Origin of the sequence: Frankia sp. AgPm24, assembly GCF_023243055.1 — a bacterium.
GTDB lineage: Bacteria > Actinomycetota > Actinomycetes > Frankiales > Frankiaceae > Frankia > Frankia umida.
Map to the genome: position 1 here is coordinate 1 of NZ_JALKFW010000173.1, position 13,541 is coordinate 13,541.

15 protein-coding genes are annotated in these 13,541 nt (G+C 71.9%); all 15 read left to right on the top strand.

The window, feature by feature from the left end:
* On the top strand, nucleotides 1-1,322 hold a 1,322-nt coding region (locus MXD61_RS11265; RefSeq protein ID WP_374628805.1), incomplete at its 5' end, for a hypothetical protein.
* Nucleotides 1,319-1,657 (top strand): DUF3168 domain-containing protein, encoded by a 339-nt coding sequence (locus tag MXD61_RS11270; protein ID WP_248812789.1) that lies wholly within the window; start codon nucleotides 1,319-1,321, stop codon nucleotides 1,655-1,657. The genes MXD61_RS11265 and MXD61_RS11270, both read left to right, overlap by 4 nt.
* Entirely contained in the window at nucleotides 1,658-2,086 is a 429-nt protein-coding gene (locus MXD61_RS11275) for a phage tail tube protein (RefSeq protein WP_248812790.1), read from the top strand.
* A 4-nt stretch (nucleotides 2,087-2,090) separates the two neighbouring features.
* Complete coding sequence (locus MXD61_RS11280) at nucleotides 2,091-2,486, top strand: hypothetical protein (protein WP_248812791.1); 396 nt, start codon at nucleotides 2,091-2,093, stop codon at nucleotides 2,484-2,486.
* Nucleotides 2,487-2,503: 17 nt separating this feature from the next.
* Complete coding sequence (locus tag MXD61_RS11285) at nucleotides 2,504-2,869, top strand: DUF4035 domain-containing protein (RefSeq protein WP_248812792.1); 366 nt, start codon at nucleotides 2,504-2,506, stop codon at nucleotides 2,867-2,869.
* Nucleotides 2,799-4,907 (top strand): phage tail tape measure protein, encoded by a 2,109-nt coding sequence (locus MXD61_RS11290; RefSeq protein ID WP_248812794.1) that lies wholly within the window; start codon nucleotides 2,799-2,801, stop codon nucleotides 4,905-4,907. Before MXD61_RS11285 ends, MXD61_RS11290 begins: the two co-directional genes overlap by 71 nt.
* Complete coding sequence (locus MXD61_RS11295; protein WP_248812795.1) at nucleotides 4,907-9,337, top strand: hypothetical protein; 4,431 nt, start codon at nucleotides 4,907-4,909, stop codon at nucleotides 9,335-9,337. Before MXD61_RS11290 ends, MXD61_RS11295 begins: the two co-directional genes overlap by 1 nt.
* 69 nt (nucleotides 9,338-9,406) lie before the next feature.
* Nucleotides 9,407-9,823: a hypothetical protein gene (locus MXD61_RS11300; RefSeq protein ID WP_248812796.1), complete on the top strand. Its 417-nt coding sequence runs from the start codon at nucleotides 9,407-9,409 to the stop codon at nucleotides 9,821-9,823.
* Between the two features lie 36 nt (nucleotides 9,824-9,859).
* Nucleotides 9,860-10,198: a hypothetical protein gene (locus MXD61_RS11305; RefSeq protein ID WP_248812797.1), complete on the top strand. Its 339-nt coding sequence runs from the start codon at nucleotides 9,860-9,862 to the stop codon at nucleotides 10,196-10,198.
* Nucleotides 10,191-10,601, top strand: a complete 411-nt coding sequence (locus MXD61_RS11310; RefSeq protein WP_248812798.1) for a hypothetical protein — start codon at nucleotides 10,191-10,193, stop codon at nucleotides 10,599-10,601. Before MXD61_RS11305 ends, MXD61_RS11310 begins: the two co-directional genes overlap by 8 nt.
* A 64-nt stretch (nucleotides 10,602-10,665) precedes the next feature.
* Nucleotides 10,666-10,920 (top strand): hypothetical protein, encoded by a 255-nt coding sequence (locus MXD61_RS11315; RefSeq protein WP_248812799.1) that lies wholly within the window; start codon nucleotides 10,666-10,668, stop codon nucleotides 10,918-10,920.
* Between the two features lie 10 nt (nucleotides 10,921-10,930).
* Nucleotides 10,931-11,881, top strand: a complete 951-nt coding sequence (locus MXD61_RS11320) for a peptidoglycan recognition family protein (RefSeq protein WP_248812800.1) — start codon at nucleotides 10,931-10,933, stop codon at nucleotides 11,879-11,881.
* A 16-nt stretch (nucleotides 11,882-11,897) separates the two neighbouring features.
* Nucleotides 11,898-12,662 (top strand): site-specific DNA-methyltransferase, encoded by a 765-nt coding sequence (locus tag MXD61_RS11325; RefSeq protein WP_248812801.1) that lies wholly within the window; start codon nucleotides 11,898-11,900, stop codon nucleotides 12,660-12,662.
* A 5-nt stretch (nucleotides 12,663-12,667) separates the two neighbouring features.
* Complete coding sequence (locus MXD61_RS11330) at nucleotides 12,668-13,048, top strand: hypothetical protein (protein ID WP_248812802.1); 381 nt, start codon at nucleotides 12,668-12,670, stop codon at nucleotides 13,046-13,048.
* A 139-nt stretch (nucleotides 13,049-13,187) separates the two neighbouring features.
* On the top strand, nucleotides 13,188-13,460 hold the full coding sequence (locus tag MXD61_RS11335; protein ID WP_248812803.1) for a hypothetical protein: 273 nt from the start codon (nucleotides 13,188-13,190) through the stop codon (nucleotides 13,458-13,460).
* Nucleotides 13,461-13,541: the final 81 nt, after the last annotated feature.

A 13,541-nucleotide genomic window follows, 5' to 3' on the forward strand; every position in this document is an offset into this window, starting at 1 on the left:
CGGGATCGCGCACCAGCGCGACCCGGCGACCATGGACCTGGCGCATGTACCGGACCGGCACGCCCAGCCGGGCGGCCCGCCGCGCCCGGTTGGCCGCCCCCGCGGCCGCGGCCGGGGCCGCGGGGCGCCGCGGCCTGGCCGGCGCGGGCCTGCAGCTCACCGGCGCCGCCACCCCCGGGCCACCCCTGCGCCGAGGCCTGGCCGCCGCCCGGCTGGCCACCCCCGGTACCGCCCTGGCCGGCCGCCGGGTCACCTCGGCGGCACTCGGCGCGCTCCGGCTGTCCCCGGTTACGGCGACCATCCCGGGCCGGGCCGCACCGAGTGCGGCCGGTGTCTCGCTCGCCGGCGCCGGGGCGGCGGTGCACGCCGGGCGGGGCGCCGGGGCACCGGTCCTGCTCGTCGCCGGGGTCGTGGAGGCCACCGCCAGCATCAACGGCCAGGGCGCCGGACTGACCGCGCTGCGCCTGACCGCCACCGTCACCGGGCAAGCCCGCCGCAGCGCCACCGGCACCGCCCAGCTGGCCACCCTCGCTACCGCCCTGGCCGGTCGGCGCACCACGGGCGCGGCCGCGGCGACCGTGGCACTGCTCCCGCAGACCACGGGCCAGCGCCACGCCACGGCGACCATCGCCGCCCGCAGCGGGCTGACCGCCACGGCGGCGGGGGTGCGTACCGGCCAGGCCAGTCTCGTCGCCCGGGCCGCCCTGACCGCCAGCGCGGCGGGCACGCACGCCGGCGCCGGCGGGTCCGTCGCCGACCTCGCCCTGGCCGCCAATGCGCAGGGCGATGTCCGGCTGCTACTCGGGGGGTTCGGTGCGGGGCAGCTCCTGCTCGTCGCGACCGCGGTCGGGGCCCGCCGCAGCACCGCCACGGCCACCGCCGCCCTGTTCGCCGCGGCCGCCGCCAGCGGCGTCCGGACCGCCACCGCCCCGGCCGCCGCCAGCCTCACCCTGCCCACGGTCGTCTCCGGGCAGCACCGCGCGCTGGCCACCCCGACCGCCCGGGTCGACCTGTCCGCCGCCGCCAGCGGCACCCGCCGCGCCACCGGCGCGCCGCGCGGGACCGTCACCCTGACCGGGGCGGGCCGCGGTGACCGACTGCTCGACCTCACCGGCCCGGCCGCCGGCCGGTTCGTGCTCGTCGCCACCGCGACCGGGGTGCGGCGCACCACCGGGCAAGGCAGCGCCCGGCTGGCGGTCACCGGCCGGGTGCGTCCCCCGCGGCCGCGGCCCGTCGCCGCGGCCGGGCTCGGCCCGGTGCAGGCCGCGGTGTACGCGCTGCTCGTCGCCGATCCGCTGCTGAGGGGAGACCAGCCGCCGTGATCACCGGTGTGTACGACCACGTCCCGGAGACGGCCCGGATGCCGTACATCACCCTCGGCGAGGCCACCGAGATCCCGGACAACGCGCACGACCGGTTCGGCCGGCAGACCACGGTGACCCTGCACATCTGGACCACCGCCCGCGGCTACGCCGAGGGCGGGCGGATCGCCGACCGGACGGTGGCGCTGCTCGACCACCGGCGCCTGACCATCCCGGGCCGACGGTGGATCTCCACCCGGCTCGAGATGGTCCAGGCCCTGCCCGACCCGGACCCGAGAGTGCGCCACCACGTGGTCCGCTTCCGCATCACCACGACGATTGTTCAGGAGGCCTGAATGGGCATGGACGGTTTCGGCACCGAGCTACGCCGCGGCAACGGCGCCACCCCGGAGGTTTTCACGGTCATCGCCGACGTGACCACCATTTCCGGGCCGGGCATGGAGCGCGAAACGTTGGAGATGACCGCGCACGACAGCCCCGACAGGTGGCGCGAGTTCATCGGTGGCCTGAAGGACGGCGGGGAGGTGTCGATCGACATGAACTACGACATCGGCGAGCCGACCCACAATGGCCTGCAGGACGATTTCGACGACCCCGATCCGCGCCATTTCCAGATCGTGTTCCCGGACGAGGCGCAGACCTGCTGGGAGGTCGACCTCATCCTCACCGGTCTGGAGCCCGAATACCCGTACGACGACAAGATGGCGTGCTCGGCCACCTGGAAAGTCAGTGGCCGGCCCAACCTCACCACCCTTGGGAGCTGACAGCATGCCGATTCTCGGCCGTGACGCGATCCTCAACACGGAGGACCGCGCGACCGTCGACGTGGAGTGCCCGGAATGGGGCGGCACCGTCCGCCTGCGTTCCATCACCGGCGCGCAGCGCGACGCGTTCGAACAGTCCTGCCTGATCCAGAAGGGCCGGGAGCGGCGCGTGAACATGCGCAACGCCCGCGCCAAGCTGATCATCCTGTGTGCCGTCGACGAGACCGGCGCCCCCCTGTTCGGCGACATTGACCTGGCCGCGCTCGGCCGGCGTAACGCGAAACCGATCGACCGGCTGTACGAGGCCGCGCAGAAACTGTGCGGCCTCGGCGAGGATGACATGGCCGACCTCACCGAGGATTTCGGCGTAGCCCAGGACGAGGATTCCACCACCGACTAGCCCTCGCTCTGGGCGGTATGACCGTCGCCGAAATGCTCGCCCGGATCGACTCCCGGGAAATCACCGCGTGGGCCGCCTACGAGCAGGTCCACGGCCCTCTCGGGCCGGTCCGCGGCGACTATCATGCCGCCCTGATCGCCGCGACCATCACCAACATGATGGCCGGCAAAAAATCGGGCCGGCGGAAACTGTCCGACTTCCTGCTCGAGTGGGACAGGCGTCCCCAGACCTGGGAGGACCAGCTATCCCAGGTCCGCACGATCAACCGGGCCATGGGCGGCACCGACAACACACGGGCGGGAGGGGGAGATCGTGGCGAACAACAGCCGGCTGGCGACGCTGCTCGTCCGGATCGCCGGCGACGCCGACGACCTCGAGCGTGACCTCGAGGGCGGGATGTCCCGGGCCGAGGCGACGGTGAAGAAGGCGGGAGAGCGGATCTCCACGGCGGCCGGCGCCATCGGCGCCGGCATCGGCGCCGGTCTGGCCGCCGGCCTGTCCACCGCGATAGACAACGAGGCCGCCGGCGACAAGCTGGTGGCGCAGCTGGGGGCGTCCGGCCAGCGTGCCACCGAGCTCGCCGACGCCCAGGCCAACGTGTACGCGTCGGCCTGGGGCGACTCGATGGACGACGTCGGCACCGCGATCCGCGGTGTCGAGCAGAACATCGGCGACCTCGGCGCGTCCGCCACCGGTGGCCTCGAGGGCATGACCACCAAGGCGCTGGCGCTGGCGCAGACGTTCGACCAGGACCTCAACGTCACCACCGCGGCGGCCGGCCAGCTGATGCGCACCGGCCTAGCGTCCAGCGCCGACGAGGCATTCGACATCATCACCGCCGGCCTGCAATCCGCCGCAAACAAAAGCGACGACTACTTGGAAACGCTCAATGAATACTCCACTCAATGGCGGCGGGTGGGCCTGGACGCGAAAACCGCGACCGGCCTCCTTTCCCAGGGGCTGCAGGCCGGTGCCCGCGACGCCGACCAGGTCGCCGACGCCATCGGGCAATTCGGCGAACGGGCCCTGGCCGGGGGCAGCTCGGTAGACGAGGCGTTCAAATCCATCGGGTTGAACTCCCAGCAGATGGCAACCATGATCGGCGCCGGTGGAGACCAGGCAAAAAACGCCCTGCAGATGACCATGGACGCGCTGCGAGGGACCGGTAACGAGCAGACGAAACTCAATGCCGCGGCCGCGCTTTTCGGTGACCCGGGCAATGTGCTCGGCGCGGCCCTGTTCGCCCTCGACCCGGCGACGGCGGCCGCCTCGGCCGGTATGCAGAACGTCACCGGTGCCGCCGACCGCATGGTCGAGGGGGTGTCCGGCAACCCCAGCAGGGCCCTTGAGGAGTTCAAACGCACCGCGCAGCAGAGGCTCGCCGAGATCGCCAGCGGGTTCGTCACGTTCGCGATGAACAACCAGGGGGTCATGCAGCCGGTCGCCATCGCCCTCGCCGTGCTGGCCGGCGCCATACTCACAGTCAAGGTCGGAATGACCGCTTGGAGCGCCGCACAAACCGCCTGGGGAGTCGCGACGAAAATTGCCACCGGGGTGCAGTGGGCATTCAATGCGGCTATGAGCGCCAACCCCGTTTCACTGATCATCATCGCCGTCCTGGCGCTCGTGGCGGGCATTGTTGCGCTCTATATGAAATCGGAAACGGCGCGCGACATCATCAACGGCGCTTTTTCCGGAATCTGGTCGGCGATACAGGCAGTTTACAATTGGACGCGCGACAACTGGCCTTTGCTGCTCAGCATACTGACCGGGCCGATAGGGATAGCGGTCGGTCAGATCGTCGCCCACTGGGACAAGATCAAGTCCGGGGCGCTGACAGTGATCAACTGGGTGCGTGACAACTGGCCGCTGGTCGTCAGCCTGCTGACCGGCCCGATCGGGGCCGCAGTAGTACAAATCGTCACACACTGGGACAAGATCAAGTCTGCCGGCGCCGCGGTCCTCGACTGGTTCAAGGGCCTGCCGGGCGCGCTGGGCTCCGCTCTCTCGACTGTCGGACAGATCATCTACGCGCCGTTCAAGTCGGCGTTCAACTCCGTGGCCCAGGCGTGGAACAACTCCGTGGGCAAGGTGGGGTTTTCGGTTCCCGGCTGGGTACCCAAGCTCGGCGGCAAGAGCTGGTCGATTCCGGACATTCCGCTGCTGGCGGCGGGTGGCACGATCACCGGGGGCGGCGCCGCGGTGGTCGGCGAGGCCGGCCCCGAACTGCTGAACCTCCCCCGCGGGGCGCAGGTCGCCCCGCTGCCGCGCGGCGTCACCTCCGCCGGCGGTGGAGGCGGCGGCGGCCGGGTTGTCATCGACGTCACTGGCGCCGACGACGAGTTCAAGCGCCTGATCCGCAAGATGGTGCGGGTCGACGGCCGCGGAGACGTAGGGACCGCGTTCGGGAGCGCCGCCTGATGGCCGGCCCTGACGTGCGCCTCGAGCTGCAGCTCAAGGGGTCGGCGCAGTGGGTGGACATCACCGGCTACCGGCTCGAGCGCACCCCGATCGCGGTCACGCGGGGTGTGCCCGACGAGGGTGTCCGGGGGGACCCGGCGAAGCTGATCTGCACCCTGGACAACCGCGACGGCCGGTTCTCCCCGCGTAATCCAAGCTCGCCCTGGTACGGCCAGCTCGGCCGGAACACCCCGATCCGGCTGTCGCTGCGGACGGGGCCGATGCACCTGATGGCCCACGGTCCGTCCGGGACGCTGACCACCCCGGACACCGGCGCTCTCGACATCACCGGGGACCTCGATATCCGGGTCGATTTCGCCGCCGAGGGCGTCAAGGGCTACCTCAACGTCGACGGCACGCTCGGGCGCTCCTGTGGGCTGGCCTCGAAGATGGTCGTGGGAGCGGGCACCGGCCAGTCCTGGTCGATGTATCTGCTCACCACCGCCCAGTTGGCGTTCGAGTGGTCGACCGACGGCACGGACGCGGGCCTGACCACCGTGAGGTCGACGGTGCCGGCGCTGTGGCTGCAGTCCGGGCGGCGGTGCGCGGTGCGCGCCACCCTGGACGTCAACAACGGCGCGGGCGGGCACACCGTCATGCTCTACACCGCGCCGACGATCGCGGGCCCCTGGACGCAGCTCGGCACCACCTACACCGCCCCCGGCACGACGAGCGTGTGGGCGTCAACGTCGGCGGTGGTCCTCGGGGTGACCCAACGTCCCGACCGGGACACCGTGCTCTCCCGGATCTACGCCGCGCAGATCCGGTCCGGCATCGGCGACGCCGCGCCGCTGGTCGCCGACGTCGACGTCACCGCCCGCGCCGCCGGCGACACGAGCTGGACCGACAGCGCCGGGCGAATCTGGACGGTCGAGGGCGACGCGCAGGTGTGGGACCGGCGCATCCGGTTCCTCGGCGAGGTGGCGTCCTGGCCGGTCGACTGGGACCTGTCCGGCCGCGACGTCACCGCGTCCATTCAGGCCGCGGGCATCCTGCGCCGCTACGGCCAGGGCGCTCGGCCCGTGCAGTCCACGCTGCGCCGCCGCATCCCGTCGGCCACCAGCCTGGTGGCGTACTGGCCGTTCGAGGACGGCCAGGGGGTGACGCAGGCCGCCGCGGTCGTCGGGCCGTACGCCGCGGACACCGCCGGGTTCACGTTCGGTGCGGCCAGCGGCCTGGCCGGCTCGCTCGCCCTACCGACCGTCGGCGAGGGCGGGTACCTGCTGGCCCGGGTGCCGGCCTACCCGGCGACCGGGCAGTGGCGCGCCGAGCTGGTCTACAAGTTGGACTCGATGCCATCGACGCTGTGCGCGCTGATGGATATCCGAACCTCCACCGCCACCCACCGCATCATGATCAGCCCGACGGACATCCGGCTACGCGGCTATAACAGCGCCTGGTCCCAGATCTACGAATCGCTGCTGGGCCCCGTCGCCGATTTCACCGGCCAGTGGACGCAGCTGTTCGTCTGGGCCCGCCAGAACGGGCCCACCGTCAACCTCGAACTGTGGTGGACGCCCATCGGCCGGAACGGCAACCGGCAGCTGGCCAGCTTCACCGGGGCCGTCGGCCAGGTCACCGGCGTGAGCAGCAACTTCGGCGGCGAGTTCGGCGTCACCTCGCTGAGCGGGTTCGCGATGGGCCATGTGGCCGTGTTCGGCGCGGCCGATGAGGACCCCTACGCCGTGGCTGACGCCGGGTACCCCGGCGACACCGTGTCCGACCGGATGATGCGGGTCTCGGCCGAGTACGACCTGCCGCTGGTCATGGCCGGGGGCTACCTGGATATGGACGTACTCGGCCCGCAGCCGGTGTCCACGCTGCTCGGTGTGCTGGACGACGCCGCGGGCACCGACGGCGGGGTGCTGGTCGACCGGCGCGAACGCGCCGGGGTGCGCTACCGCAGCCGCACCACCCTCTACAACCAGACGCCGACCCTCGTCCTGGACTACGCCGCGGCCGAGGTGCATCCGGAGTTCCGCCCGGTCGACGACGACCAGTCCACCCGCAACGACATCACAGTTCAGCGGCGGGGCGGAGGGTCAGCGCGGGCGGTCCAGACCGTCGGGCCCCTGGCCGCGGTCGACCCCGTCGACGGTGGCGTCGGGCTGTACGACGCCTCCCACACCCTGTCCCTGGACACCGACGACCAGTGCCTGCCCCACGCCAGCTGGCGGCTGCACCTGGGCACCGTCGACGAGGCCCGCTACCCATCGGTCACCGTCAACCTCGCGGCCAACCCCCACCTGGCCGCCGACGTGATCGAGACCGACGTCCTCGACCGCATCCAGGTGATGAACCCGCCGCCGTGGCTGCCCCCCGACGACATCGACCTGATCGTCCGCTCCTACGAGGAACGGATCGGGCTGACCAGCTGGGAGTGGACGGCCACCTGCGGACCCGGCTCCCCGTGGACGGTCGGCGCGTGGGCGGACCCGGTGCTGTCCCGGGTCGACACCGCCGGGTCGGTCCTGGCCCAGGCCATCGCCGCGCCGGCGCCGCTGGCCGACCTCAGCGCCTACCGGCCGGTCGCCCACATCACCCCGACCGGTTCGGAGCTGCGCCGCGGCTCGGAGTCCGGCCCGCGGCTGCAGCTGGCCGGGGTGACCGGGTTCGTGATCCAGGACTCGATCGTCGGCCCGCAGCCGCTCGGCGACCAGCAGCACGCCGCCCGCGCCAGCATCGCCTACACCCTCAAAAGCTGGGGCGCGAACTACATGCGGATCCGGCTGTGGGCGGCGGAGTGGAACATCCTCCCGCCCGCCGAGCAGGACGCCTACCTACAGAAGATCGTCGACTGGCGGGACACGCTGCGCGCCGTCGGGCTCATCACGTGCCTGTGCTGGTGGGACGCCCTCGATGGGCCGTTCGCCCATGCCGCGTGGGCCACGAACTACCAGCGCGCCTTCCCGATGATGACCGCGGTCATGGACGCCCTAGGCGATGACCCGACATCCATCGCCGAGCCGTGGAATGAACCCAACGGCATTTCGGACGGCCAGTGGTACACGGCGATGCGCGACACCATCACGCATTTCCGGACCGTCATCGGCTACACCGGCATCCTCATCCTCGACCCGAACATCTGGGCCCACGCCTACGACCACACCCTGTTCACCAACCTAGAAAACCACGACGCGTCCCTGATCGGCCGCCCAAATTTGCTTTTTGCGAAACACGACTACCCCAACGACTATCCGTCCAACACGTTCGACGCCACCACCTATGTGAATGCCACCGGCGGCGCCGACACGTCGCATCTGCGCCTGGAAACCGAGACCGGGATCTACAACGGGCCCACCGTCAACGTGCCTGCGTTCGGCGCCGCTATCACCACCTACCTGGCCGCCCGCATGCAGACGCAGATCAACCTCGCCGGCGCGGCGATGTTCGTCTGGGGTAACTGGTACGACCCGAACGCCCTGACCACCGGCGACTACCAGACCCCCACCACTTGGGGCGGCTACGCCAAGAACAACTTCTTCGCGAACGCCACCGCCACCGTCATCCCGCCGTCCGGGGCCAGTGAGATCGTCGTCGCGACCGCCCTCGACCCCGACGCGACCCGTCCGGGCTGGGTGGCCTCGAGTGGGCCGAACGCCCGGCCCGCCCAGCACCCGTTCGACCTGCGCGTCGGCGCCGAGACGGTGGAGGTCCTCGCGGTCGACCAGTACGCCCGCGACGCCTTCGCCCGGACCGTGACCGGCGGGTGGGGGGCGGCGGACGTCGGGGGCACCTGGGACCTGAGCTCCGGGGGGGTCGCGGCCGAGCGGACCGTCACCGCCGGCGCCGCCCGCCTGGCCCTCACCTCCGACCCGGGCGCCGTCCGCCAGCAGACCCTCCCCGGGGCGCTCGCCGGCGATGTTGAGATCACCACCCAGATCACCCTCCACCAGGTCAGCACCGGCACCGCCGTCATGCCCGCCGTCCTGGCCCGCTGGATGACGTTCAACGACTACTACCGGGTGCGTGTGCAGGCCGAGGTCGGCGGTGCGCTCGTGCTGGCCGTGCTGCGCGCCACCACCCAGATCGGGGCCACCGTCGCCACCGGCCTGACCTACACCACCGGCACCCAGCTGGCCCTGCGCGTCCGGATCATCGGCCATCGGGTCCTCGCCCGTCTCTGGCCGGTCGCGGCCGCCGAGCCGACCACGTGGGGAATCGACCGCACCGTCGACGTGGCCACCGGCCAGATCGCCAGTGGCCGCGTGGGCCTGGCCCTGAGCGCGTTCGCCGGCAACACCAACACCAACCCCGCCGCGAGTTTCGACGAGTTCCACCTCGAGAACGTCCAGCGCCTGACGGTCATCCGCGGCCGTAACGGAGTGTCCCGAGGCTGGGACGCGGGAACCGATGTGCGCCTGGCGAACCCCATGCGCGTCGCCCTGTAGAAAGGCCTGCCCGTGACACAGCCCGTACCGCCATCCCTGCAGGCCGGCGAGATCGTCGACATCGCCGATATGACGACGATCCACAGCGTCATAGCAGCCGGGTACACCGCGTACACACCAGCCCTGACCAACATCACCCTGGGCACCGGCGGGACCGCGCTCGGCCGGTACAGGTGGCTCAACTCGACCACCATCCGCATCCGGGTCGCCCTCACCCTGGGCACCGGAGGGAACTTCAACGGGGTGGCCGAGGTGGGCCTTCCCGCCGGGGTCACACTCGATGGCACCGTCACCCAGATAGGAACCGCCGCAGCTGGTGACAGCGCACCGTTTCAGCGGTACTCGGGTGTTGTCTGGATGAGCACCACCACATTCTCCCGGGTGATTTTCGGCAACACAGGAAACACAGGAGCGAACGCGGGATATCCGTTCACCTGGGCTGCAGCTGACGTGCTCCTCCTGTCCGGGGATTTCGAAACTGTCTAACGACCCGGCCGGTCCGGCCTGCCAGAAAGGGGCCACGTGGATGCCGCCGCCGTCGCAGCCGCGATCTCCGGGGGATGCGGGATCGTCTGCTCCCTCGGCACCGCAGTCCTCGGCCGGGTCGCCAACCGGCGTAGCCGACTCGCCGAGCAGCGGCGTGTGGACGCCGAGCGCGAACGGGCGGCGGCCGAGCAGCGCGCCAGCGAGCAGCGCGATGACCTCGAGCGACTCCGGGTCCTGCTTGACGAGCACCGGGAGGAACTCGACCGGCGGGAGGCAGCGCACGCCGCGACCCGCGGCGACCTCACCGAAACCCGGGCCGAGCTCGCTGCGGCCCGCCGCGAGCTACGCAGACGACGGGAGGGGCAGCGTGACTGACGAGCCAGCCCGACGCGCGGACGACCTGGCCACGGCCGCCGACGCGCTGCTCGAGCGCCTGGATCAGGAACCGGAGCCCGCCCACGTCGCGCCGCCCCGGCGCATCGATCGGGTGGACTCACGCCAACTGGGCCGGTGGATCAACTACACCGCCGCCGGCGCCGTGACGGCGCTGCTCGTCGCCACCACCACGTTCGTGTTGGTGATCGTGCAGTGGTCGACCCGGACGCGAGCAGCTGAGGCCGCCGCCAACCGCGCCGTCGCCGGTGTCCACGAGTCCACCTGCCACATCATCATGATCAACCGGCACAAGGCCGACGAACCTACGGCTACCACACCTCTCGGGATCCTCCGCGCTCAGCAGTGGGAGGAAGAATGGCGGCGGGCAGGGTGCGGGCCCTGACGCACCGCCGCCGGCGACGCGAACGCCGCAGCCGGCTCCCACGGCCAGGCCGACGCCGACGCTGATGGCCGGCACCTGGTGGGACGAGACCGGCCCCGACGGGCACCCATCCCGCCGCCTCGACCGGCACGACCTCACCGAGCTGCCCCCCGCGGCCAGGGGGCAGCCACACCCGGCACCCCGCGGCCGCCGTCGTCGCCGCCGCCGACAGGACCCGGACAGCCTCGCCGCCCGGCTGCGATACGCGCTGGTCCTGGCCGCCCTCGGCGTGCCCCCCACGCTCCTCGCGCTGTGTTCCCTCGCCCATCTGCACCGCTGACGGAGGCCTCGTGACGACCTATCCGGCCCGCTACCCGGGCGCCACCTGGCGGCCGGTACCGCACCACAGCCCGGGGCTGATCCTGCCGCCGCGCGGGTTCCTCCCGCACGTCCAGATGGGCCGCGGCTCGCTTCTCGGTTGGTTTTCCAATGCGCGCTCCGGCGTCTCATCGCATCTGTGGTTGGGCTACGACGGCGAGCTCGAGCAGTACGTCGACCTCACGCGAAAGGCATGGGCCGAGGCCGCCGGCAACCCCTACTGGATCTCATGCGAGTGCGAGGGCACCGCGGCCGAGGACTACACCCCCGCGCAGATCGCCCGCCTGGCCGAGATCTACCGGTGGGGGATGGGCGTCTACGGCTGGCCGGCCGAGGTCACCGACGATCCGAACGGCCGCGGCATCGGCACGCACCGGATGGGCGGCAGCGCCTGGGGCGGACACGACTGCCCCGGCGACCTACGCGCGAACCGCCGCCACGACATCCTCGCGGCCGCGGTGGCGCTGGATCCACCCACCACCCCCATCAAGATCAAAGAGAAGGAGGCCGACATGCCCCTGACCGACGCCGAGATGACCACCATCGCCCAGCGCGCGGCCGCCGAAACCCTGCGAGCGCTGTGGGACCAGATGTGCGAGCGGCCGACCGGGGCGTCCGACAGCTGGTACCCGCCCCGCCAGGCCCACGCCGGCGCGGTCCTCCGCCGCGGCTACGAAATGAGCGGCGCCAGCCTCACCGCGGCCAGCAGCCTCGAGCAGTTCTTCGTCGGTCCGTTCGCGGAGTGGTCCGCGCGCATCGAGGCCGCAGTCGGTGAGCTGCGCGGCCTGCTGGACGGCGGCGCGCTCGCCGGCGCTGACCCGGCCGCGGCCGCCAGCATCGCGAGCCGGCTCGACGCGCTACTCGAGGCGTTCGCCGCGCCGCGGGCGTACACACTCACGCCGGGGCCGGCGGCGGCACAATGACCGCGGCGCGGGCCTGATGCCCTCGCCGACGCCGTACTACGACGACGGCGAGGTCACGCTCTACCACGGCGACAGCCTGCAGCTGCTCGCCGACCATCCGGACCTGCTGGCCGCCGAGGCGATCGTCACCGACCCGCCCTACGGGGAGACCAGCCTCGCGTGGGACGTCTGGCCTGGTGGCTGGCCAGCCCTCGCCGCCCGCGCGGCCCAGTCGATGTGGTGCTTCGGCAGCATGCGCATGTTCCTGCAGCATCACAGCGACTTCGCCGGTTGGCGTCTGTCGCAGGACATCGTCTGGCAGAAGCGCGGCGGGTCGGGTCCGGTCGCCGACCGGTTCCGCCGGGTGCACGAGTACGCGCTGCACTGGTACCGCGGTCGGTGGCGGGAGATCTACAAAGATCCGCAGCGGGAGCCGAACCCGGTGTCCGGGATGAAGGTCGGGACGGTCAGCCACCGGCGCGCCGGCGCGGTACCGCACTTCAGCGGCATCGGACCGTCCACCTACCTGTACGACGGCACCCGCCTCGTGCACAGCGTCATCCCCGCGAAGAGCATGCGCGGCCGGGCGCTGCACCCCACCGAGAAACCCCCGCAGATCCTCGCCCCGCTGATCCGCTACTCGTGCCCGCCCGGCCGGGCGGTCCTCGACCCGTTCGCCGGGTCCGGATCCACGCTGGCCGTCGCCCGCAGCCTCGGCCGGCGCGCGATCGGCATCGAGCGCGACGAGCGGTACGCCGAGGTCGCCGCCCGACGCCTCTCCCGACCACACCCGGAGGTATGACCCGCGTGACCACCCGCCCCGAAACCGCCGGCCTCCCACTCCCGCGACGCGAACCGGCCGTGCTGCTCGCCGGCGCGCAGGCGATTTTCGCGGCCGCGCTGACGCTCGCCTCGCTGTGGGTGTCGGTGCCGGACGTCCTGCAGGCCGCGATCCTCGCGACCACCGGTGCCCTGGCAGCGGCTGTCACCGGCTGGCGGGTCGCGCCGCGGCGGCCCGCGCTCGTCGCCGCGGTGGTCCAGGCCGCCGCGCCGCTCGTGGTCATCCTGGGCCTGCCGCTGCCGCCCGGCGGGGACGCCGTCGTACTCGGCGTCGCCGCAACAGTCGCCGGCCTGCTGCTGCGAGGCAGCGTGTCCCCGGCCGAGGTCGGCCCGCCGCCCAGCGGGTAGCCCGGCCAGCATGACGGCACTTCCGCCCCCGCCCCTCCCAGGGCGGGGGCGCTCTTCTTGTTGCCTTCCCGAACCCATTTGACAGATTGACACGCTAGCGTGGTATGGTGATGTCACACCACGAGAGAGGGGTACAGAAATGGACGCCAGCAAGGTCATCAAGACAAAGACTCAGATTGTTCGGATCGGCCAGCAGTTGAGCCGCGGGTACGGAGACTGGGTGCGGCTGGCCGACATCGCCGACCGGATGGACTACGAGCCCCCGATCTGGGAGGCCGCGTTCCGGGAGCTCGCTCGCGAGCGCAACGTCTCCGTGATGCCCGACGAGAACCAGATGGGCCTCACCCAGGAGGACCGCTGGGCCGCCGTCACGATCGGCGGTGGCCCGAACCACCTGATCGCATGGTTCTAGATCCCAGGCATGGGGGGGGGGGGGGGGCGGGGCGGGGGGGGGCGGGGGGCGGGCGGGGGGGGGGGGGGGGGGCCGCCGGCC